This is a genomic window from Vibrio cyclitrophicus, assembly GCF_024347435.1.
Taxonomy (GTDB): Bacteria; Pseudomonadota; Gammaproteobacteria; order Enterobacterales; family Vibrionaceae; genus Vibrio; species Vibrio cyclitrophicus.
Map to the genome: position 1 here is coordinate 1,300,356 of NZ_AP025480.1, position 20,510 is coordinate 1,320,865.

The window sequence follows — 20,510 nt, forward strand, 5'->3', positions numbered from 1 at the left end:
TATAAGGATGTATCTGTGGACAACGTAATCTCAAATTTAAAGAAAGAGTTCTATACTCATGTCCGATCTGACAAATGGGCAAAAAAATACAGTGCTAAATCGAGCATTTCTACGCTTACGCAGGAAGAACTGACTGAACTTGAGAATGCTTGGGTGCAGCTTGTCATCTGGAAGCAAACCCAAGTAAGTTGATCGTGCTGTAAAAAGTATCGCCTTAGCCGCACCAGATAAATTTATAACCCCATGTTGGTCATCCCAATGTGGGTTTTTTTGTTGCTTGAAAAATAATTGTTATAATATAACAATTTGTGGGTGGTCGACCTTGAAAAAAATTGTTAACAGCCTCATAGTGTCTATCATTAGATAGTTCGCTACAAAATATTGCCTAGACATATAGCGTAGTGTTGTTAAATACATAGAATTTTCAAGTGAGTATAGCTATGGCGGAAGTACGTGCCAGAATAGATTTCAAAGTAGGGGTAACAAGCAGCATTGATGCTGAACTTCTGTCTTTTCATGGGTTGAAAACAGATAAAGAGCATGTTGCTGTGATATTTAAGTCAGCAGATAAGACACAAGACATACCTCTTGTTCGTATGCACTCTGAGTGTCTTACTGGTGATGTATTCCATTCTTCTCGCTGTGACTGTGGCGAGCAGCTAGACGAAACTATAAGAATTATGGGCGAAACGGGCGGAGTGATTCTTTATCTTCGTCAAGAAGGCCGCGGTATTGGTTTGTACAACAAAATCGATGCATACCGCCTTCAAAGTGAAGGTATGAACACCTACGAGGCCAACAACCACTTAGGTTTTGGTGATGACTTACGCGATTTTACTGAAGCAGCTGAAATGCTACGTGCTTTAGGTACGACCAAAATCCGCTTGGTGACCAATAACCCTAAGAAAATCAATGAATTGAAATCTTTTGGTATTGAAATTGAAGAAGTAGTGAACACGTCTGCTCATATCAAATCAGGTAACGAAAGCTATCTGAAGGCGAAAGTCTCACACGGTAAGCACAACCTGGATATCTAATCCATTGACTTGTTGCGTCTAACACAAAAATGTTTAAAGACCTCACTCATGTGAGGTTTTTTTGTATTTATCTTGCAATAAAATTGTAAGTTTGTATTATTCAAATCCGTAGTGTAAATGATAATGGTTTGCACTATTACTACGAATAATAATTTAAAGCTCAACAAGGATGCTTCATGACCATTAAATCTTTAGTGACAAAAGCGGTAACTTCGTCACTCATTTTTGCCTCGGCTTCTACTTTCGCTGCAGTAACTCAAGATCAAGTTGTAGAACACTACGCAGATATTGCTCATGCGGTGTTCGCTGATTCAGTAATTACAGCAAAAGCGTTGAATTCTTCTATTGATACCTTCTTAGCTTCTCCTTCTGCTGGCAATTTCGAACAAGTAAAACAAGCTTGGCTTGAGTCTCGCGTACCTTACCAGCAATCAGAAGTATTCCGATTCGGTAACGCTGTTGTTGATGATTGGGAAGGTCAATTAAACGCATGGCCACTTGATGAAGGTTTGATCGATTACGTATCTTCGGATTACCAATATGAACTTGGTAACGAAGGCGCAAGCGCAAACATCGTTGCGAACAAGACTTTCCAAATTGGTCAGACTACCGTTGATGCAACGAACATCACTCCTGAGCTAATTGCAGACCTTAACGAGATCGGTGGTTCTGAAGCAAACGTAGCGTCTGGTTATCACGCAATTGAATTCCTGCTTTGGGGGCAAGATTTGAACGGCACAAACAGCGGTGCAGGTCAGCGTGCTTATACTGATTTTGTTGTTGGTGCTGAATGTACAAACGGCAACTGTGACCGTCGTGGCGCATACCTAAAAGCATCAGCTGAACTCCTTATCCAAGATCTAGAGTGGATGGAAAAGCAGTGGGCTGAAGGCGAGAAAGGCAACTACCGTCAAGAACTTCTTGCTGAATCTAGCGAAAACGGTTTGCGTAAAATGCTATTTGGAATGGGCTCACTATCTCTAGGTGAGCTAGCGGGTGAGCGTATGAAGGTGGCTTTAGAAGCTAACTCTACTGAAGACGAGCACGATTGTTTCTCTGATAACACTCACAACTCTCACTACTACAACGAGCAAGGCATCTACAACGTTTACACGGGCCTATACAAGCGTGAAGACGGTACTCTACTTTCAGGTCCAAGCCTGTTTGACCTAGTAGAGCAAAAAGATGAGCAAGCTGCGAAAGAGATCCAAAAGCAGTTTGACTTAGCACGTGCACAAGTAGGTGAATTAGTAACGTCTGCAGAGAAAAACAACCAGCATTTCGATCAGCTAATCGCTGCCGACAACGCTGCGGGTAACGCATTAGTGAACAAAACAATTGTTGCGCTAGTATCTCAAACCGCTGCAATCGAACGCGCTGCTGGTGTTATTGGCATTGATAGCCTAAACCCAGACACGGCTGATCACGAGTTCTAAGAACCCGAGGTTAATACCAATCGTAGTAAATAACTGGTCAGCCTAGCTAGTTAAAACGCTCGATAACTGCGTTGTAATTTTTGATTGTAGAATAACTACTTATCAGAAATCACGCCTTGTTCTCAAGCCTTTTTCTTACGCTATTTCTGATCACTTACTGTGATTGGTATAGAACCAATGTAGGGGCTCTCATTGAGCCCTTAATTGTTTGCTACTCAAGAAAGTTATTCCCTAATAAAAACTAAAATCAAAACACAGCAAGGCAATGTATGAAGTCGTATCTATCAGCCTCACTATTAACCGCACTGTTTTTCTTATCTCCATTACACGCCCATGAAACCTACTCTGGTGGTAAAACTACCGTAAAGAAAGAGGGAGCGAATGCTTTTTCTCTTCCTGCTGCCAATTTACCAATGAGTAAACGCTTAGATTTCAGTGTAGGTAATAGCTTCTTTAGAAACCCTTGGGTACCCGCTCCGTCATCGACTGATGCACGCGATGGCCTTGGCCCACTATTTAACACAAACGGCTGTCAAAATTGTCACATCAAAGATGGCCGTGGTCATGCACCTGAAAAAGGTGATGAGAACGCGGTTTCGATGTTGGTTCGCTTGAGTATTCCCGCTGAAACACCAGAGCAAAGACAAGCCTTTATTCGTGATGGTGGTATTCCTGAACCGACCTACGGCGGCCAGCTGCAAGATTTCGCTCTTCAAGGGGTAAAACCGGAGGGCAAAGTAAACATTAGCTACAAGGATGTTCCTGTTGAATTCAAAGACGGCACCGTCGTTACCCTACGTAAACCTACTTTAAAGATTACGGATCTTGCCTTCGGCGAGATGCATCCTAAAACTGAATTTTCTGCTCGAGTTGCGCCGCCAATGATTGGCCTTGGTCTGCTTGAGAGCATTTCAAAAGAAACGATTCTTGGATTTTCTGAGCAGCAATTAGCTGATAAGCAAGGCGTGTCGGGTAAGGCTAACTACGTTCTGGATGTTCAAACCAACGAAATAACCTTAGGTCGTTTTGGTTGGAAAGCAGGACAGCCAAATCTGATGCAACAAAATGCTGCGGCATTCAATGGTGATTTGGGCTTAACGAGCCGCCTGTTCCCTAATGAGAACTGCACATCAGTACAATCAACTTGTGATGATTTTCCAAATGGGGGGGATCCAGAAGTTAGCGATAACATTCTAGATTTTGTTGAGTTTTACTCACAGCATTTGGCTGTACCTATTCGCCGTAACGTTGGGAACCCTATGGTTGTTCAAGGTAAAAAACTGTTTAAAGATATTGGCTGCCAAAGTTGTCACCAATCTGAAATTCGTACGGGTGAGCGTGAAGGTTTGCCTGCGTTATCTAATCAGTTAATTAGTCCATACACCGATATGCTGCTGCACGATATGGGTGAAGGCTTAGCGGATCATCGCCCTGAGTATTTAGCAAGCGGTAAAGAGTGGCGTACAACACCATTGTGGGGGCTCGGTTATACCAAAGAAGTGAATGGTCACACCTTCTTACTTCATGACGGTCGTGCAAGAAACGTTATGGAAGCGGTGCTTTGGCACGGTGGTGAAGCAGAGATGGCGAAACAGAAGGTTCTGTCTTTGAATGCGACTGAGCGCGAAGCACTACTGGCATTTTTGAACTCGCTATAGGCAGTCTTAAGCTTAGCGCCTCAACGGCGAGTTAGCCAAAAACATACTACCGCTGAACTTGTAGTAATACGAGCTCAGCGGTCGTTTCATATTTATTGAATTCATATAATTAAAAGAAAAACTAGGAAGTAAGGTAACAGCATGACACATAAATTTTTGTTAATGCCTTTGTCGGTATTAATCATGGCAGGCTGCCAATCATCGGGTGAGCAAACGGCTTCATCTGAGGTTAACGGTGTTTCTTATCAAGCAGACATGACCGTTCACATCAGTCGTAGCGTGTACCAACAAGAGTTTGATTCAGCCGTCCTATTCGCTAGGCAAGCCAGTGAACTGGAAGTCTTGATGCAAGGTTACTGTGAAACCAACAATGTTGAGCTGGATGCTTTGAAAAATCAGTGGCAGCTCACGATGAACAGCTGGATGGCACTGCAAGGTCAAGAAAGAGGCCCAATAGCGGCACTGGAAGAGAGCTGGAATGTTCAGTTTTGGCCAGACAAAAAGAACACCACAGGCTTAAAAATGCGTCAGCTGACTCAGCAAGAGAAAGCTTGGTCACAAGACGAAATCGCACAGCAGAGTGTTACTGTTCAAGGACTTGGTGCCTTAGAGTGGTCTCTGTATGACGAGCAATCTCCACTGCTTCAAGACAAAGCTTCAGGTTGTCTATCTTCACAAGCTATCGCACAAAACTTGGCTGTGAAGTCTACCTCTATTGCTGAGGCCTGGCAGGTTAACCCTTGGCTAGCACTGGACGGGATGCGCTGGGAGTCGGAATACATCGCTTTATTGACCAACCAACTTGATTACAGCATGAAAAAGCTGAGTCGCCCAATGGCTAAGATTGGCCACCCGCGACCATATTTCTCTGAGTCGTGGCGCGCACAAACCTCAATGATTCAGCTAAAGGCGAATGTTGCTGCGCTTGAGAAGCTTTACCTCGCAGATGGTAATGGTCTTGATGGTTTATTGAGAGAGAAGGGCTTAAACGATCTTGCTGATCGTGTTGCTGCCCAGTTCACGCTAACGCTAGATACTTGGCCTACAGAATCAAGCCTGTTTACTCTGCTACAGAGCAAAGAAGGTTACCGAGAAGTACTGACTCAATACAATAAACTAGAACGTTTGAAGTACCTGATTCATGAAGAAGTGGCGATAGAGCTTGGCGTGGTAATAGGATTTAATGCTACCGATGGTGACTGATACTACACGAAGAAGTTTACTTAAGGCTGCACTAGGTTGTGCAGCGGTTCCTGTATTTCCATTTGGGTGTACTAGTCTCTCTAATGTCGTGAGTTCATCTAATGAGCCTCAATTAATCGGTTGTGCGCTTAATGGACGAGGCCAATATTCAGCCGTTGTGGCTGATGAATATGGGATGCCATTGAGCCAGCTGCCGATTCCCGATCGTGGTCATGGCGTCGCTATTTGCCCAACTCAATCACATGCGGTGGTTTTTGCTCGTCGTCCTGGTGATTATTTTATGGTGTTTGACTATAAAAAGGGTGAACAAATCAAAATGGTCGTTAAGGGGCGTAATCGTCACTTTTATGGTCATGGCATTTATTCATTAGATGGCAAATTACTGTATGCCACTGAAGGTAAAACTGACAGCAGCCAAGGTGTGATTGGCGTTTACGATGTCGCGCAAGGGTATCGTAAAGTTGAAGAATTTACCGGTTTTGGCATTGGACCTCATGAAGTCATCATCATGCCTAACGGTAACCTCGCAATCGGTGTTGGTGGCGTTCATACTGACGGTAGAACACCGAAAAACCTTGATTCGATGCAACCGAGTTTGAGCTATGTTTCACCTGAAGGCGTGCTACTTGAGCAGGTTAAATTGCTGGACAAGAAGCTGAGCATTCGACACTTAGCGCATGATGGCGCTGAAACCGTACTATGTGGCCAGCAATATCGTGGCGAGCCCGATGAGTATCCTTCACTTTTAGCGATGCACACTAAAGGTGGACGATTTGAATCACTGAACGCGGAGCCAGAACAATGGGCAAGGTTCAATCACTACATCGCGAGTATTGCTGCGTCAGATGATTGGATTATTGCGACCTCGCCAAGAGGAAACTGCTACGGTATTTGGTCTAAAGACACTAAAGAACTCGTAGAACTATCTGCTTTATCAGATGCTTCTGGCGCTGTGCTGCTTGATGGTGAGTTTAGATTGAGCTCTGGAGCGGGTAGTGTGGTGAGCCAACGAAAGCCTTATGAAAAATCAATTCAGCAATCATCTATTCAGTGGGATAATCACTGGAGTGCAATTTGATTTATAAAACTCCTTAAAAAATAACATGCTTACTCCAATTTCTTTGCCATACTTATGAGATTGTTGGTGATGGAGTTAAGCATGTTAGCGAAGTACTTCTTTGGATTATTGGTGTTAGTCTCTGTGCATGCGTGGAGCTATACGAGTTCTGACGAGAGCGGATTTATTCCGGCTGATTCAGAACTCTCTTTCATGCTCATTTATCCAGAGCTAACCCAGAGTATTTATCAAGACTCTTCTCTTCCTATTCTTTGGGACTCTCCTGAACTTGTTAAAGCATTTGAGTTCCAATTGTCGCTTCTAGAACAAGCCCAAATGGCACCGCTCTTTGAGCGTCAACTCAAGCAAATTCGTCAATACCAAGCCCAACGCCAATGGAAAGAGTTGGACATATTATTGACCGATACCTTTATTTATTACTTGAGTTACGTAGAAAATGCGCCACTGGTCGGTAAAGAGTGGTACTTCTCAGGCAAGCTACACTCCAAATTACCTGCACCTTCTCCTCATATTTTGATGAGATTAAAGAGCAGCGTCGCCAATGATTATTTATTGGAGATGGTGCTGTCTTACGCGCCGCCTGTTGGGAATTTTGATCAATTCAAGGCGACCTATTCAGTGTTAGAAACTGCATCCGAGCTTAATATCGAGCGATATAGACAGGAAGGTTTGAAACGTTTAGGTGACGATCTTTCAGATAAAGTAGCGCTTGTAGAACGTATCGCTCTGGTGGGTGTAGACACATCAATGGTGGCTGTTGATCTTCCAGTGTTCGATCGAGATTTGCAAAAAGCGATTAAGTCCTTTCAACACATGCATGGCCTGACAGCTGATGGGATTATAGGGCCTGACACGATCAAATGGATCAACATGAGTTTTGATGATCGATTGAATTCATTAGCGTTGAATGCAGAGCGCGTTCGTTTGTGGCCAAGAGATAGAGATTCTCTCATCGTCGTCAATGTACCTAGTTTTAATATGAAGTACTGGGAAGATGGTGAAGAGGTATTTGAGTCCAAAGTCGTCGTGGGCAGAAAGTCGCGAAAAACACCGCTTTTAGAGATAAATCTAGATTCGGTGATCTTAAACCCAACTTGGAATGTGCCATGGAAAATAATGGTGAAAGACATCTTGCCTAAGGTGAAAGCCGATGAAAGCTACCTTGAAACCCATAACTTCCAAGTGATTGATGGTTGGCGTTCTATGGAAACTGTCGATACCACCGAGATTGATTGGCAAACCATTAATTTCAACTCGTTCCCATATCGCATGCGTCAACAGGCGGGCTCTCGAAATGCATTGGGTTTGTATAAATTCAACACCCCCAATAAACGTGCGATATATCTACATGATACGCCAAGTAAAGGCCTGTTTAATGATGACTTTCGTGCTTATAGCTCAGGTTGTATAAGAGTCGAACATGCCGAACAATTGGCTGAATTGCTATTTGCGACTAAGGTTAGAAAGGTTCCTAATCAAGGCGGTGACTTAGCACCTAATACCAAGGTTCGACTCAAGAAGAGAATTCCAGTGCATATTATCTATCAAACTGTATTGTTTGAAGAAGAGGGCATTCAGTACCGTGGTGATATTTACCAGTACGATAAAGCGGGTGGTTAACAAACGGCGAAATCAACAATGGTGATCTTGACCGAAAAATGACAACCAAGCTTCTATTGATAAAATTATAATGTGTATCAATAACTAACCGCACAAAGGTTACAAATACTAACGTTTTGGGTGCTTTTCGTACGTTGACGCAGCAATTTTCATTATGTATCGTGCATTTTTCGTTCGATATAATTGGTTTTTTTGCTGTATGTCTCAAAGTTTATTTTCTCGCCGTCAGTTTCTGACTTACGCTGGTGGTACTGCTGTTGTCGCCTCAATCACACCTTCTATCGCTTTTGCTTCATACCCAGATCAGCCTAGAACGATCAGCATGAACAATCTTCACACTGGTGAAAGGTTGGAGACCTGCTATTTTGATGGCACGAACTATGTTGGTGATGAGATGGCTCGCCTAAGCAAATTGTGCCGTGACTTCCGCCGCAATGAGATTCACCCGATGGACAAGAATTTGTTTGACCAGATCACTCAGATTCAAAATGTTCTAGGTATTCAAAAAGAAGTTCAAATTATCTCTGGTTACCGTTCGCCGGCGACCAATGAAGCACTGCGAGCAAACTCGAATGGTGTCGCAAAAAAGAGTTATCACATGTTGGGTAAAGCGATCGATTTCCGTATTGATGGCGTTAACCTAAAAGAATTAAGAGACGTAGCCAAAAGCCTGAACGCGGGTGGTGTCGGTTATTATGCGCGTAGCAACTTTATCCATATTGACACAGGTCCTGTACGCAGTTGGTAACGTTAAGCTGAATTTGCGAGCGAATGCTAGGTACTTGTCAAAGTAGACATCCAATGTCATAGTTTGCCCAAATTTCAGTTTGCCCTCTAAGGTTTGTATATGTCTCTTAAGTATCAAGTTGTTCCTGTTACCTCTTTCTCTCAAAACTGCTCAATTGTGTGGTGTGATGAGACAATGGAAGGCATCGTTGTCGATCCGGGTGGTGATGTTCAGCAACTGGCTGCTATCATCGAAGAGTTAGGTGTTAAAGTGGTGAACTTGGTATTGACTCACGGTCACCTAGACCATGTAGGTGGAACAGTACCACTTGCTGAAATCTTGAAGGTGAACATTGTTGGTCCACATAAGGCGGACAACTTTTGGCTTCAAGGTTTAGAGAACCAAAGTCAAATGTTTGGTTTCCCACTGTGCAAAGCTTTTGAACCAAACACATGGTTAGAAGAGGGTGACAAAGTCACTTTTGGTAACCAAGTGATTGATGTGATCCATACTCCGGGTCATACACCGGGTCACGTCGTGCTATTCAGTGGGCAAGCTCGTTTAGCGTTTGTGGGTGATGTGTTGTTCAATGGCGCAATTGGCCGAACTGACTTCCCTCAAGGCGATTTCAATACGCTGATTGCTTCAATCAAGACTAAGCTTTGGCCATTAGGCAGTGATGTGACATTTGTACCGGGTCATGGTCCTGAGTCTACATTTGGTCGTGAGCGCGCATCAAACCCATTCGTAGCCGATGAAATGCCACTATATTAATTAAGTCTGTGATTAGCACGCCGATCATTCGTGTTGCGGTTGATTGAAATGAAGCTTAGCTTTTGTTTGAACGCTAAGCTTTTTTAATTCAATGCGTGTTCGTTTATTCTAAACGTCTTCGCTTTAATCAGAAAAGCGCTCAGCAGCAGCCAAGTAACGTCGAGCTAATCCAATGAACTCTTCCCCACTCATATTCAAATCTTGAGTTGATATGAAAATATCATAACCGTGGAAACCCCTTTGGTACTTCATCCTATTGGCAAGCATCGCCTGTAATCCAGAATAGTCCTTAATCACCGTTTCTTTATTATTTCTATCATCAGATGTATCCAAGTTGCCCTGCTTTTGACTATCGTTGAAACAAACGTCGTCTGAATTTTGCGACTCTTTATGTCTGCTCTGTCCAACACAACCGTTCTCAGTACGACGTGCATGGTAATGCGATGAGTCGAGAACCATATCTTCAAAGTTTGACTCTTTACCCGCTTGTTTAGCGCCCAGGTATAAAAGTGCTCGTTGGCTCAGCAATAACTCACAAGTAATTTTTGGGCAGATAGAGTCAAGGTAGGGTGAGTAATCTTTAATTTTAATACCGACCCAAGGTAAAGGTTGGTGCCAGCCTTCTTGTTCATAAGTACAAAGGCCAATTTTTTGGATGTTGCGCCATTTTAAAACCCAACCCCCCTTGTAGAAATGCTGCTGAAAGTGAGTGGGGGTGAGCGTGAGCATGACTCTGCTGCGCAACATTAAATAATAGCCTGTACCCAAAAGCGCAATAATGCAAAATGCCCCCACGATCAGTAGCTTTGGGTTGTCGCTGTATAACGCAGTGATCAAGCAAACGAACCCCAAAATGACGGCGATAATTCGATACGAGCGTGTGAATGAAGGCAAAGAGAAGTTTGTAAGGTGACGAGTGTCCATAGGCAACACCAAGTTTTCATATTTTTGTCTGGATGGATAACCAGTGTATATGACCCTGAATTGATAAGTCGATGTTTAAATAATAGACGCTAATAGACAATATCGGTATTTTTCGTCGACTTTCGGCGCTTCACTCTACAAATAGCTCCTGTTTTTTGGTATAAATCGCGCTTCAAATTTTCACCACTGCGAAAAGAGCAGTGAACTGGAGAAATATTCAATGAGACTTGCTCATAAGCGTAAGGTGCAGGCTAAACTGCAGAAACGCACTAAAGCGGCTGTAGTTAAAGCAGTGGCAACGCCGAAAAAAGCGAAGCCTGTCGCAGAGAAAGTTGTAGCAGAAAAAACTGTAGCAGCAAAACCAGCGGTAGAGAAAGCAGTAGCAGCAACGAAAGAAGTTGCAGTAGCACTGACTCCTAAGCAACAACAAGTTCTAGACATCGTTGTTAGCAATGCTGAAGGTATTAACCCTAAAGGTATCGGCCTAGCAGCTGGTCAAGAAGACGCGAAAGCAGCTTCATGGGCAACAGGCGCATTGAAAAAACTTCTTGAAGAAAACCTAGTAGCGAAAGAGCAGCTAGCAGGTAACAAGGTTATCTACAAAGCTATCTAATCCTGTGGGATTACATTCGCTTCGTTAAGTTTTTAAGCCTCGATTTTCGAGGCTTTTTTTGTATCTAGCAAATAATGCCAACCCCAGTTTTGCCACTTCATTTCCAATCTATTGTCCTGCGAAAGCGATTCCCTAGCCTGGCACTCTTGCTCCTAATCAGCAAGCCCCAAAGTAGGGCGTCCATAGTGATAGATCGCTAGTTGATATCACCAGAATGTAGCAAGGAATAGAGTCTCATCACGAAATGGGAATCAATTGTTAATTTCGATTCACTATAACTACTTAGGTATTTATCAATACCTGTTTCTATAGTGAATAACCTAACTCCTTTAAAGTAGGTGATATTGAATTATCTCCTACGTAGTTATACGTAATCCTTTGGTCTAATACGTACATTTAAACCAACCGTTCGTGCGTGCTCTCCCTGATATCTTGTTGCTTCATCACGGTGCACTCTTATGTTGAATCATAAAAAATGCTCAATGAAAGAGTGTTAACCCAACAAAGGACGTGAACATGAGTCTCATCTCTAACTCCCTCACACGAGTTTTTAAAAACGTTGCGGTAACTGCAGCGGCTTGTTTAGCTTTAGTCGCTACTGGTGCAACAGCTGCTGATAAGGTTTACCGTTTAAAGCTTGCCGAAACGTGGGGACCAAACTTCCCTGTTTTTGGTGATGCTACTAAGAATATGGCTGCTATGGCTGAGAAAATGTCGAATGGTCGACTGCAAATCCGCATCGATTCAGCCAATAAACATAAAGCTCCGCTTGGCGTATTTGACATGGTTAAGTCTGGTCAATACGACATGGGTCACTCAGGCTCTTATTACTGGAAAGGTAAAGTTCCAAACACACTTTACTTCACTTCTATGCCTTTCGGTATGACGCCAGCAGAACAGTACGCATGGTTCTATCACGGTGGTGGTATGGAGTTGATGGAGCAGGTTTACTCTCCACACAACTTGATGTCGTTCCCAGGTGGTAACACTGATATTCAGATGGGCGGTTGGTTTCAAAAAGAAATCAATAGTGTTGAAGACCTACAAGGCTTGAAAATGAGAATCCCAGGCTTCGCTGGTGAGATTCTTGCTGAGCTAGGCGCAAAACCAACAAACATTGCACCGGGTGAGCTTTACACGTCTCTAGAGCGACGCACAATTGATGCACTAGAGTGGGTGGGTCCATCACTTGATTTACGAATGGGTTTCCACAAAATTGCGCCTTATTACTACACAGGTTGGCATGAGCCAGGTTCAGAGCTTCAATTCCTAGTGAACAAGCGCACATGGAACAAGTTGCCTGAAGATCTACAAGAAATCCTTAGAGTTGCAATGCGTACTGCTGCTTATGACATGTACACACAAGCAACGCATGAAAGTGGCAAGAACTGGGTTTCAATGAAGACAGAATTCCCAGACGTACAAGTTAAAGATTTCCCACCAGAGGTTATGGCTGCATTGAAAGAAGCAAATGATCGCCTATTAGCTAAGCATGCTGAGAAAGATGAATTAGCAAAAGAGATCCAAGCTTCACAAGCAAGCTACCTAGAACAAGTTCGTTCATGGACGGATATTTCACACAGAGCTTATTTAAATAGCCAAGCGAAATAGTCGACATTTGTTGAACTAAAGATAAATGAACCCAAAGCTTTTTTTACTAGGTAACTGAGAGTGAGTAAGCGGCGGGTTCATTCAAATCATAATAATTAAGCAGGATAAATCCTGTATACGATCCCAAGAACCCTTTCTATGTCGTGAATCTGGTTAGCGCTACTCGTTTTAGCTGCACTAACTCAATACGCGATGTCTTTTCAAATTCCATGGAGTCGGGAATGCGAAGTCTAATTTATATTGAACGCCTGTTTAATCGTATCGGTGATGCACTGGGATGGCTTTCCAGTATGTTGTTTATTTTACTTATCGCTAACGTCGTGTATGACGTTGTCATGAGATATGCCTTCAACGATGTCTCAATCGCCTTTCAAGAGATGGAATGGCACCTTTTCTCAGCCGTATTTCTGTTAGGTGTTCCTTATGCCATCAAAGCGGGTGGGCATGTTCGAGTTGATGTGTTTTACGAGCAGCTGAGTTTTAAAGCTCAAGCCATTATTGATTTGCTTGGCACGGTTGTCTTCCTGCTTCCGTTTTGTTTGTTGGTGGCTTGGTTTGGTATCGATGTTGCTAAAGAGAGTTATGAGTTGGGTGAGACCTCAGGCGATCCCGGTGGTTTGCCTTATCGTTGGATCATCAAAGCTATGATCCCGCTGTCATTCTTCTTAATGGCGCTCAGTGGCGTGGGTTTGATCCTGCATTCACTGAACAAGATTTTTAATCCGCACCTTATCCACGCAAATAATATTCATACAAAGAATTAGTAGAGGCTGACATGATTGGAATAGTAATGTTTTTTGTCGCCTTGTTTGCACTTTTACTTGGCTTCCCAGTAGCGTTTACCTTTGGCGGTATCGCATTAATCTTTGGAGTTTGGGCTGAGGGCATTGAGATGTTTGCCTTCATGCCATATCGAATTCAATCGATCATGGAAAATACGGTGCTGATGGCCGTTCCATTGTTTGTTTTCATGGGGCTTGTTCTACAGAAGACCAAGCTTGCTGAGCAGTTGCTTGAGTCTATGGGCAGATTGTTTGGTGGGGTTCGTGGTGGTATCGCAATTTCGACGGTATTAGTAGGATCATTGCTTGCCGCTTCAACCGGTGTAGTTGGTGCTTCTGTGGTAGCGATGGGCCTGATTTCTCTGCCAGTAATGTTGAAATACAACTATGATAAAGGCTTAGCCTGCGGCACCATTTGTGCTTCTGGTACGCTTGGGCAAATCATTCCACCATCGATAGTTCTCATTCTATTGGGTGATGTGCTAGGTGTGCCAGTTGGTGACTTGTTCCAAGCGGCGATTTGGCCGGGCGTGATGTTAGTCGGTGCTTATATCGTGTACATATTGATATACGCGAAGCTAAACCCTGAAGCAGCTCAACCGATTGAACGTGATGACTCAATTAGTCGTAAGCAAGAAGTCATCAATGCTCTGAAAGCTATCGTACCGCCACTTGCACTGATCATTGTCGTATTGGGCTCTATCTTCGCCGGTGTTGCTACGCCGACAGAGTCTGCTGCATTAGGTGGTGCGGGTGCTATGGTACTTGCTTTGCTATACGGTCAGTTTAGTTGGTCGATGGTGTATGACGCATCTAAAGAGACGGTAAAAGTAACGGCAATGGTCTTTGCTATCTTACTTGGTGCAACCGCGTTCTCAATGGCGTTCACTTACACTGGCGGTGATTATCTGGTTGAAGAGTGGATGTTACAGCTACCGGGTGAGAAGTGGGGCTTCTTGATTATCACCATGTTGGTTATTTTGATCCTCGGCTTCTTTATCGACTTCGTTGAGATCTGTTTTATCATCGTACCGATTATTGCACCTGTCGCTGAGTTGATGGGCATAAACATGACTTGGTTTGCTATCCTTATCGCGATGAACCTACAAACCTCATTCCTAACACCACCATTTGGTTTTAGTTTGTTCTATCTAAAAGGGGTGGCACCAAAAGGCGTAACCACTAAGGATATTTACCGAGGTGTAATGCCGTTCATTCTGATTCAAATCCTCGTGCTTGGATCACTTCTCGCTTTCCCATCTTTCTATGGAATGTGAGTGAAGCCAAGAATGTGAATGATATGTTTCAACGGTTAACGATAAATTGCTAAAATAAGACGGCTTATTGGTGTTCAATAAGCCGTTTTTTGTGAGGAAAAGGAATGCCTCTAAAGGCTAAGCTGATTTTGCTGACGCTGCTCCCGTTGTTGCTTGTGACGGCGAGTATTAGTTGGATCTCGTTGCATCAAACCAAGACATTGGGTGCAAAAGAAGTGGAGATCTTCAGAGACAGCCTGATCAAGTCTCGTGAAAATGCCCTCAAAGACACTGTCGACCTCGCATTTGATGCCATCGAACATATCTACAATGATCCTGATATCCAAGAAGCCCAAGCTAAAAGAGAAGTTCGAATCATATTGTCTAAACTTAGGTATGGTTCAGATGGATACTTCTTCGCGTACGACCGTCACGGCACCAACCTCGTTCATCCAATACAACCTGAATTGATTGGAAAAAACCTACTTGAGTTACAAGATGAAGATGGCGACTTTCTTATCGAAGCACTGTTAAGGCAAGCGCAAACCGGAGGCGGATTTCATCAGTATTTGTGGCAAAAGCCATCGACGGGAGAAGTGGTATCTAAGTTAAGTTATGCGGCTTGGTTAGAACGTTGGGACTGGATGATTGGCACGGGTCTGTATATTGAAGATGTACACCAAGAAGTCGCTTCCATGCAGGCTGCGATTAACAAGAATATAGAGACCACGTTCTTTTCGATTGTGGTGATTCTTAGCGTGACAGTTGCGGTCATTATCGTGCTTACTTTGGCGATCAACATGCACGAGCATCGCATCGCCGATAATAACCTGAAGGAATTGGCCCACAAGACGGTGATGTTTCAAGAGGATGAAAAAAAGCATTTAGCGCGTGAGTTACATGATGGCATTAACCAGTTATTAGTATCGAGCCGTTGTCACTTAGAGTTGCTCGGAAACAAGTTACAAAGTGAAGACCTCAAAGCGCATCTAGATAAGTCACAGCATTCGCTGATGAGAGCGATTGAAGAGGTGAGGCATATCTCCCACCAACTTCGTCCAAGTTCATTGGATGATATTGGCTTAGAGGCAGCGTTATCTTCTCTATTATTAGACTTTCAGGCGCACTCTGGTATTGAGGTGGAAACCTTGTTTAGTACGCAGCCAGGTCAGTTGAAATCAGAGGCGGCGACGACCTTGTATCGAGTGGTTCAAGAGTCATTGAATAACATTGAAAAGCACGCACAAGCGACTAAAGTTACGGTTATCGCGCAGCAAATTGGCAATGTATTGCAGCTTTTAATCCAAGATAATGGTGTGGGTTTTAATACCTACAAAGCGATGGAGAAACGAGGGATTGGGCTGCGTAATATGAGAGAGCGAGTTGAATTCATTGGTGGTGATTTTGAGCTGATGAGTGAAATTGGCTTCGGAACGGAAATTACCGTGTTGCTGACACTAGAGGGATTAATGAATGAGTGAAGTTATTCGAGTTGTGATCGCTGATGATCATCAAGTGGTACTGGATGGCTTTATGGCGAGATTGGAACTCGAGCCGGATATTAGCGTGATAGGTACTGCCAGCAATGGCTTAGAGGCGGTAGAGGTAGTAAAAACTCTGCGACCTGATGTGGTGTTGATGGACATTAGCATGCCTATCATGAACGGCATTGACGCAACCCATCTAATTAAAGAAGAAGACCCTGATGCGAAGGTGCTAATGTTGACCATGCATAACAACCGTGAATACATTATGAAAGTGATGCAGTCGGGTGCTGTTGGTTATATGTTGAAAGAGATTTCTGCTGAAAAGATGGTACAGGCGATCAAAACCGTGAATCAAGGTTCGACCTACTTCTGTGAAAAGGTAACTCAGAATTTGTTCACACAGCCTATTACTCCCACGCCATCCATCAAGAATCCGTTAAGTAGACGTGAAGAAGCAGTGTTGAAATTGGTCGCAAAAGGGGAGAGCAGTAAAGAGGTAGCTAAGGCGCTGAACATCAGTTATCGAACGGTTGAAACGCATAGACAAAACATTAAGCACAAGTTGGATATTCACTCTACGGCAGAGCTAGCTAAATATGCTGTTAATTCTGGGCTTGTGGAGTGATCTTACGCTAAATTACATTAAATGTGTAATTTAATTACTAAAACTGCCATTTGGACCTGATTTTTGACGGTTTTTTTAGTATTTTTGCGACAGGTTGATATGCTTCTTTTCGAAATTTAAGCGCCGAATGTAATGTTGCAAATAGTGCGCTGCAAATTAGAGAGGAAACATGGAGCCTGTAAAAGATAGGTATAGTATTGAAAATACCGATTATACAGTAGGACAAGATAACGTTCAGAAATGGGGTTTTGATGTTCATAATCCTGTATTTGGTATCAGTGCAGGAGCGATCATTATTTTCCTGCTTGCACTTCTGGTCGCTGAACCTGAAACAGCAAAAGCTGCGCTCGATGGTATCAAATGGAAAATCATCGGCAACTTCGATGGCTTCTTCATGTGGGCTGCTAACATTTTCGTGATTTTCTGTTTTGCCCTCATTGTCTCCCCGTATGGCAAGATACGTATTGGTGGCAATGATGCCAAAGCAGAGCACTCCAACCTATCTTGGATGTCGATGTTATTCGCCGCGGGAATGGGTATTGGTTTGATGTTCTGGGGTGTTGCTGAGCCAGTAGCTTACTTCACGGGTTGGTATCAAACGCCATTAGGTGTCGAAGCTTACTCACCTGAAGCGGCTAAGCTGGCACTTGGTGCAACCATCTATAACTGGGGTTTACACGGCTGGTCTATCTACGCTGTTGTTGCTCTAGCACTTGCCTTCTTCACTTTCAACAAAGGTCTGCCTCTTTCAATCCGCTCGATTTTCTATCCTATCTTGGGTGACAGAACTTGGGGATGGTTTGGCCATATCGTTGATATCGTTGCAGTACTGGCAACCTTGTTCGGCCTTGCAACATCGTTAGGTTTGGGCGCACAACAAGCAACCAGTGGTATTAACCATGTATTCGGTACCGATGGTGGTATTGGCATGCAGTTGGTTGTTATCGCAGTGGTCACTTTCTTAGCAACAATGTCAGTGGTTCGTGGCATCAACGGTGGCGTGAAGGTTTTAAGTAACGTCAACATGTTGGTTGCTTTGGGTCTACTTATCTTCGTAACGATCGCTGGTGGCCTGGCGGGTATTAAAGCAATCCCAACGGCACTCATGGGCTATATTGAAAACTTCATTCCTCTTAGTAATCCTCATGGTCGTGACGATGAAACTTGGATGCAAGGTTGGACGGTATTTTACTGGGCATGGTGGATGTCCTGGTCACCATTCGTGGGTATGTTTATTGCTCGCATTTCTAAAGGTCGTACGATTCGTGAATTCATTGTAGCTGTATTGTTCATTCCAACGACAGTAATCATCATCTGGATGGCTATTTTTGGCGGAATCGCGATTGACCAAGTGGCGAACAAGGTGGGCGAGATCGGTGTCAATGGTCTGCAAGATATTACGCTTTCTCTATTCCATACTTATGATGCGCTGCCAATGAGTTCTGTGCTTTCAGTCGTTTCGATTGGTCTGATTATGGTGTTCTTCATCACATCTTCGGATTCAGGTTCGTTAGTTATCGATAGCATTACCTCTGGTGGTAAAGTCGATGCGCCAGTGCCACAGCGTGTATTTTGGGCGCTGATGGGTGGTGCGATTGCCGCGGTTTTACTTTGGGTTGGCGGTACTGAATCCATCCAAGCACTACAAGCCGGAACGGTATCAATGGCGTTACCATTCGCGTTCATATTATTGCTTATGTGCCTAAGCTTATTGCTAGGTTTACGAACTGAAAATAAATTAGTCCAACAGCAAAATGCTTTGAGTTAAAAGTATTTTTTAGTTAAAGGTCGACTCGGTCGGCCTTTTTTTCGTCAGTACTTTGGGTAATTACGTATATTTTGTTTGAAAATTCGGCGAACTGATTCTGGTTTACTGAAAACAATAATTTAACCTGCTAAACTTCAGACATCCAAGTATTTGAATAATTGTGATAACAACTTGTACTGCTTGGATCGTTCGTTCGAGTTTTGACTAGGTCACAGGTAAATAAGGGATATTGAGGTTAATAGACCCTATTAATATTCCGTAGAGAGGGATAATGACTAAAGGTATAGATAAATACAGTATCGACAGTACGGATTACACTGTCGGTCAAGATAATGTCCAAAAATGGGGTTTTGATGTTCATAACCCAGTATTTGGTATCAGTGCGGGACTTATTGCTTTGTTCCTCATCGGTGTTCTGATTACAGATACCGCTTCAGCAAAGGCTGCACTAGATGGCGTTAAAGGCCAGATTATCAATTCGTTTGATTGGCTCTTCATCTGGTCGGGTAATATTTTCGTAATTTTCTGCTTAGGCTTGATTGTTTCTCCTTATGGTAAAATTCGCCTTGGTGGTGTTGATGCGACGGCAGATTACTCCTTTATGTCTTGGCTATCGATGCTGTTTGCCGCAGGTATGGGTATCGGTTTGATGTTCTGGAGTGTGGCTGAGCCTGCTGCTTATTATACAGGCTGGTACGAAACTCCGCTTAATGTTGCAGCGAATACACCAGAAGCGGCTAAGTTGGCGCTAGGTGCAACCATGTATCACTGGGGTCTGCATCCTTGGGCGATTTATGGCGTAGTAGCATTGTCACTTGCTTTCTTCTCTTACAACAAGGGGTTGCCTCTTTCTATCCGTTCTATCTTTTACCCAATTTTAGGTGATAGAGCTTGGGGTTGGGCGGGTCACATTGTTGATATTCTTGCTGTACTTGCAACCCTGTTTGGTCTGGCGACATCGCTTGGACTAGGTGCACAACAAGCAGCAAGTGGTATTCAACATGTATTCGGCATTGAAGCGGGCTTAGGGCTGCAAGTTATTGTGATTACTGCGGTGACTTTATTGGCGGTAGTATCAGTACTTCGCGGTATTGATGGCGGCGTTAAAGTTATCAGTAACATCAACATGCTGGTTGCCTTCTTACTGCTGATTTTAGTGGCATTAATTGGCTATGCTGTGACGCTGGGTTCAATCCCGACAACATTGATGGCATACATCGAGAACATCATCCCGCTGAGTAACCCACACGGTCGTGAAGATGAAGCTTGGTTGCACGGTTGGACTGTATTCTACTGGGCTTGGTGGATTTCATGGTCACCATTCGTAGGTATGTTTATCGCACGTGTTTCTAAAGGTCGTACAGTCCGTGAGTTCATTACAGCAGTACTTATTGTACCGACGACAGTGACTATCATTTGGATGTCAGTGTTCGGTGGGATGGCAATTGATCAAATCGTGAATAACGTTGGTATTCTTGGGCAAGACGGCCTAACGGATGTATCACTAGCAATGTTCCAAATGTTTGATGCTCTGCCGTTCGGTACTCTGCTATCAATTATTGCGGTTGTATTGGTTCTAGTATTCTTCATTACATCGTCTGACTCAGGCTCTCTAGTTATCGACAGCATCACCGCAGGTGGTAAAGTTGATACACCAGTTCCTCAACGTGTGTTCTGGGCATTCCTTGAAGGTGCGATTGCTGTAGCGCTATTGTGGGTTGGTGGTACTGAAGCAGTGCAAGCTCTGCAAGCGGGTGCAATCTCGACGGCATTACCATTCACCATCATTCTATTGCTGATGTGTGTTAGCTTGCTAATGGGTATGCGTACAGAAAAACGCTAGGCTCTAAAGCCGAAATCTATCGAAGCTTATATGCGGTAGAGCGGTAAATAGTATGAAGGCAGAAGAGG

18 protein-coding genes are annotated in these 20,510 nt (G+C 43.6%); 17 read left to right on the forward strand and 1 reads right to left on the reverse strand.

From position 1 onward, the window contains the following. The first annotated feature begins 15 nt into the window (after nt 1-15). The 9 genes from OCW38_RS05960 (at nt 16) to OCW38_RS06000 (ending at nt 9,533) form a co-directional block, all read left to right on the forward strand. Nucleotides 16-192 carry a hypothetical protein gene (locus OCW38_RS05960; protein WP_010438149.1) on the forward strand — a complete coding sequence of 59 codons (177 nt, stop codon included), beginning with the start codon at nt 16-18 and terminating at the stop codon, nt 190-192. A 248-nt stretch (nt 193-440) separates the two neighbouring features. After that, nucleotides 441-1,037: a GTP cyclohydrolase II gene (locus OCW38_RS05965; RefSeq protein WP_009848836.1), complete on the forward strand. Its 597-nt coding sequence runs from the start codon at nt 441-443 to the stop codon at nt 1,035-1,037. Nucleotides 1,038-1,213: 176 nt separating this feature from the next. Then, entirely contained in the window at nt 1,214-2,473 is a 1,260-nt protein-coding gene (locus tag OCW38_RS05970) for an imelysin family protein (RefSeq protein ID WP_016769290.1), read from the forward strand. A 269-nt stretch (nt 2,474-2,742) separates the two neighbouring features. After that, entirely contained in the window at nt 2,743-4,131 is a 1,389-nt protein-coding gene (locus OCW38_RS05975; RefSeq protein ID WP_261895409.1) for a di-heme oxidoreductase family protein, read from the forward strand. Between the two features lie 141 nt (nt 4,132-4,272). Next, on the forward strand, nt 4,273-5,334 hold the full coding sequence (locus OCW38_RS05980; protein WP_261895411.1) for an imelysin family protein: 1,062 nt from the start codon (nt 4,273-4,275) through the stop codon (nt 5,332-5,334). Then, nucleotides 5,324-6,412, forward strand: coding sequence for a DUF1513 domain-containing protein (locus OCW38_RS05985; protein ID WP_261895413.1), 1,089 nt, complete (start codon nt 5,324-5,326; stop codon nt 6,410-6,412). Before OCW38_RS05980 ends, OCW38_RS05985 begins: the two co-directional genes overlap by 11 nt. Nucleotides 6,413-6,493: 81 nt before the next feature. After that, the gene (locus OCW38_RS05990) at nt 6,494-8,032 is read left to right on the forward strand and encodes a L,D-transpeptidase family protein (RefSeq protein WP_261895415.1); all 1,539 of its coding nucleotides are present in this window, start codon (nt 6,494-6,496) and stop codon (nt 8,030-8,032) included. Nucleotides 8,033-8,231: 199 nt separating this feature from the next. Beyond that, nucleotides 8,232-8,780, forward strand: a complete 549-nt coding sequence (locus OCW38_RS05995) for a YcbK family protein (RefSeq protein WP_010438161.1) — start codon at nt 8,232-8,234, stop codon at nt 8,778-8,780. Between the two features lie 99 nt (nt 8,781-8,879). Next, a complete protein-coding gene (locus OCW38_RS06000; protein ID WP_261895418.1) occupies nt 8,880-9,533 on the forward strand; it encodes an MBL fold metallo-hydrolase in 654 nt (217 codons plus the stop codon). A gap of 123 nt (nt 9,534-9,656) precedes the next feature. Here OCW38_RS06000 and OCW38_RS06005 read toward each other — a convergent pair whose 3' ends face one another. Next, nucleotides 9,657-10,457, reverse strand: coding sequence for a DUF2982 domain-containing protein (locus OCW38_RS06005; protein WP_261895420.1), 801 nt, complete (start codon nt 10,455-10,457; stop codon nt 9,657-9,659). Between the two features lie 220 nt (nt 10,458-10,677). Between OCW38_RS06005 and OCW38_RS06010 the strand changes: the two genes are divergently transcribed. From OCW38_RS06010 to OCW38_RS06045, 8 genes are all read left to right on the forward strand, one after another. Beyond that, the gene (locus tag OCW38_RS06010) at nt 10,678-11,070 is read left to right on the forward strand and encodes a hypothetical protein (RefSeq protein WP_004733388.1); all 393 of its coding nucleotides are present in this window, start codon (nt 10,678-10,680) and stop codon (nt 11,068-11,070) included. A gap of 516 nt (nt 11,071-11,586) precedes the next feature. Next, complete coding sequence (locus tag OCW38_RS06015; RefSeq protein ID WP_010438168.1) at nt 11,587-12,681, forward strand: TRAP transporter substrate-binding protein; 1,095 nt, start codon at nt 11,587-11,589, stop codon at nt 12,679-12,681. A gap of 221 nt (nt 12,682-12,902) precedes the next feature. Next, nucleotides 12,903-13,445, forward strand: a complete 543-nt coding sequence (locus OCW38_RS06020; protein WP_010438170.1) for a TRAP transporter small permease subunit — start codon at nt 12,903-12,905, stop codon at nt 13,443-13,445. Between the two features lie 11 nt (nt 13,446-13,456). Next, the gene (locus OCW38_RS06025) at nt 13,457-14,740 is read left to right on the forward strand and encodes a TRAP transporter large permease (protein ID WP_010438172.1); all 1,284 of its coding nucleotides are present in this window, start codon (nt 13,457-13,459) and stop codon (nt 14,738-14,740) included. Nucleotides 14,741-14,844: 104 nt separating this feature from the next. Continuing rightward, the gene (locus OCW38_RS06030) at nt 14,845-16,200 is read left to right on the forward strand and encodes a cache domain-containing protein (RefSeq protein WP_010438173.1); all 1,356 of its coding nucleotides are present in this window, start codon (nt 14,845-14,847) and stop codon (nt 16,198-16,200) included. Beyond that, nucleotides 16,193-16,831 (forward strand): response regulator transcription factor, encoded by a 639-nt coding sequence (locus tag OCW38_RS06035; RefSeq protein ID WP_016769284.1) that lies wholly within the window; start codon nt 16,193-16,195, stop codon nt 16,829-16,831. Before OCW38_RS06030 ends, OCW38_RS06035 begins: the two co-directional genes overlap by 8 nt. A gap of 169 nt (nt 16,832-17,000) precedes the next feature. After that, nucleotides 17,001-18,599, forward strand: coding sequence for a BCCT family transporter (locus OCW38_RS06040; protein ID WP_010438175.1), 1,599 nt, complete (start codon nt 17,001-17,003; stop codon nt 18,597-18,599). Nucleotides 18,600-18,870: 271 nt separating this feature from the next. Further along, nucleotides 18,871-20,442: a BCCT family transporter gene (locus tag OCW38_RS06045; RefSeq protein ID WP_010438176.1), complete on the forward strand. Its 1,572-nt coding sequence runs from the start codon at nt 18,871-18,873 to the stop codon at nt 20,440-20,442. Nucleotides 20,443-20,510: the final 68 nt, after the last annotated feature.

Coding starts and splice junctions, on each gene's coding strand:
- OCW38_RS05965 (WP_009848836.1), top strand. CDS start 441: ATGGCGGAAGTACGTGCCAGAATAGATTTCAAAGTAGGGGTAACAAGC.
- OCW38_RS05970 (WP_016769290.1), top strand. CDS start 1,214: ATGACCATTAAATCTTTAGTGACAAAAGCGGTAACTTCGTCACTCATT.
- OCW38_RS05975 (WP_261895409.1), top strand. CDS start 2,743: ATGAAGTCGTATCTATCAGCCTCACTATTAACCGCACTGTTTTTCTTA.
- OCW38_RS05980 (WP_261895411.1), top strand. CDS start 4,273: ATGACACATAAATTTTTGTTAATGCCTTTGTCGGTATTAATCATGGCA.
- OCW38_RS05985 (WP_261895413.1), top strand. CDS start 5,324: ATGGTGACTGATACTACACGAAGAAGTTTACTTAAGGCTGCACTAGGT.
- OCW38_RS05990 (WP_261895415.1), top strand. CDS start 6,494: ATGTTAGCGAAGTACTTCTTTGGATTATTGGTGTTAGTCTCTGTGCAT.
- OCW38_RS05995 (WP_010438161.1), top strand. CDS start 8,232: ATGTCTCAAAGTTTATTTTCTCGCCGTCAGTTTCTGACTTACGCTGGT.
- OCW38_RS06000 (WP_261895418.1), top strand. CDS start 8,880: ATGTCTCTTAAGTATCAAGTTGTTCCTGTTACCTCTTTCTCTCAAAAC.
- OCW38_RS06005 (WP_261895420.1), bottom strand. CDS start 10,457: ATGGACACTCGTCACCTTACAAACTTCTCTTTGCCTTCATTCACACGC.
- OCW38_RS06010 (WP_004733388.1), top strand. CDS start 10,678: ATGAGACTTGCTCATAAGCGTAAGGTGCAGGCTAAACTGCAGAAACGC.
- OCW38_RS06015 (WP_010438168.1), top strand. CDS start 11,587: ATGAGTCTCATCTCTAACTCCCTCACACGAGTTTTTAAAAACGTTGCG.
- OCW38_RS06020 (WP_010438170.1), top strand. CDS start 12,903: ATGCGAAGTCTAATTTATATTGAACGCCTGTTTAATCGTATCGGTGAT.
- OCW38_RS06025 (WP_010438172.1), top strand. CDS start 13,457: ATGATTGGAATAGTAATGTTTTTTGTCGCCTTGTTTGCACTTTTACTT.
- OCW38_RS06030 (WP_010438173.1), top strand. CDS start 14,845: ATGCCTCTAAAGGCTAAGCTGATTTTGCTGACGCTGCTCCCGTTGTTG.
- OCW38_RS06035 (WP_016769284.1), top strand. CDS start 16,193: ATGAGTGAAGTTATTCGAGTTGTGATCGCTGATGATCATCAAGTGGTA.
- OCW38_RS06040 (WP_010438175.1), top strand. CDS start 17,001: ATGGAGCCTGTAAAAGATAGGTATAGTATTGAAAATACCGATTATACA.
- OCW38_RS06045 (WP_010438176.1), top strand. CDS start 18,871: ATGACTAAAGGTATAGATAAATACAGTATCGACAGTACGGATTACACT.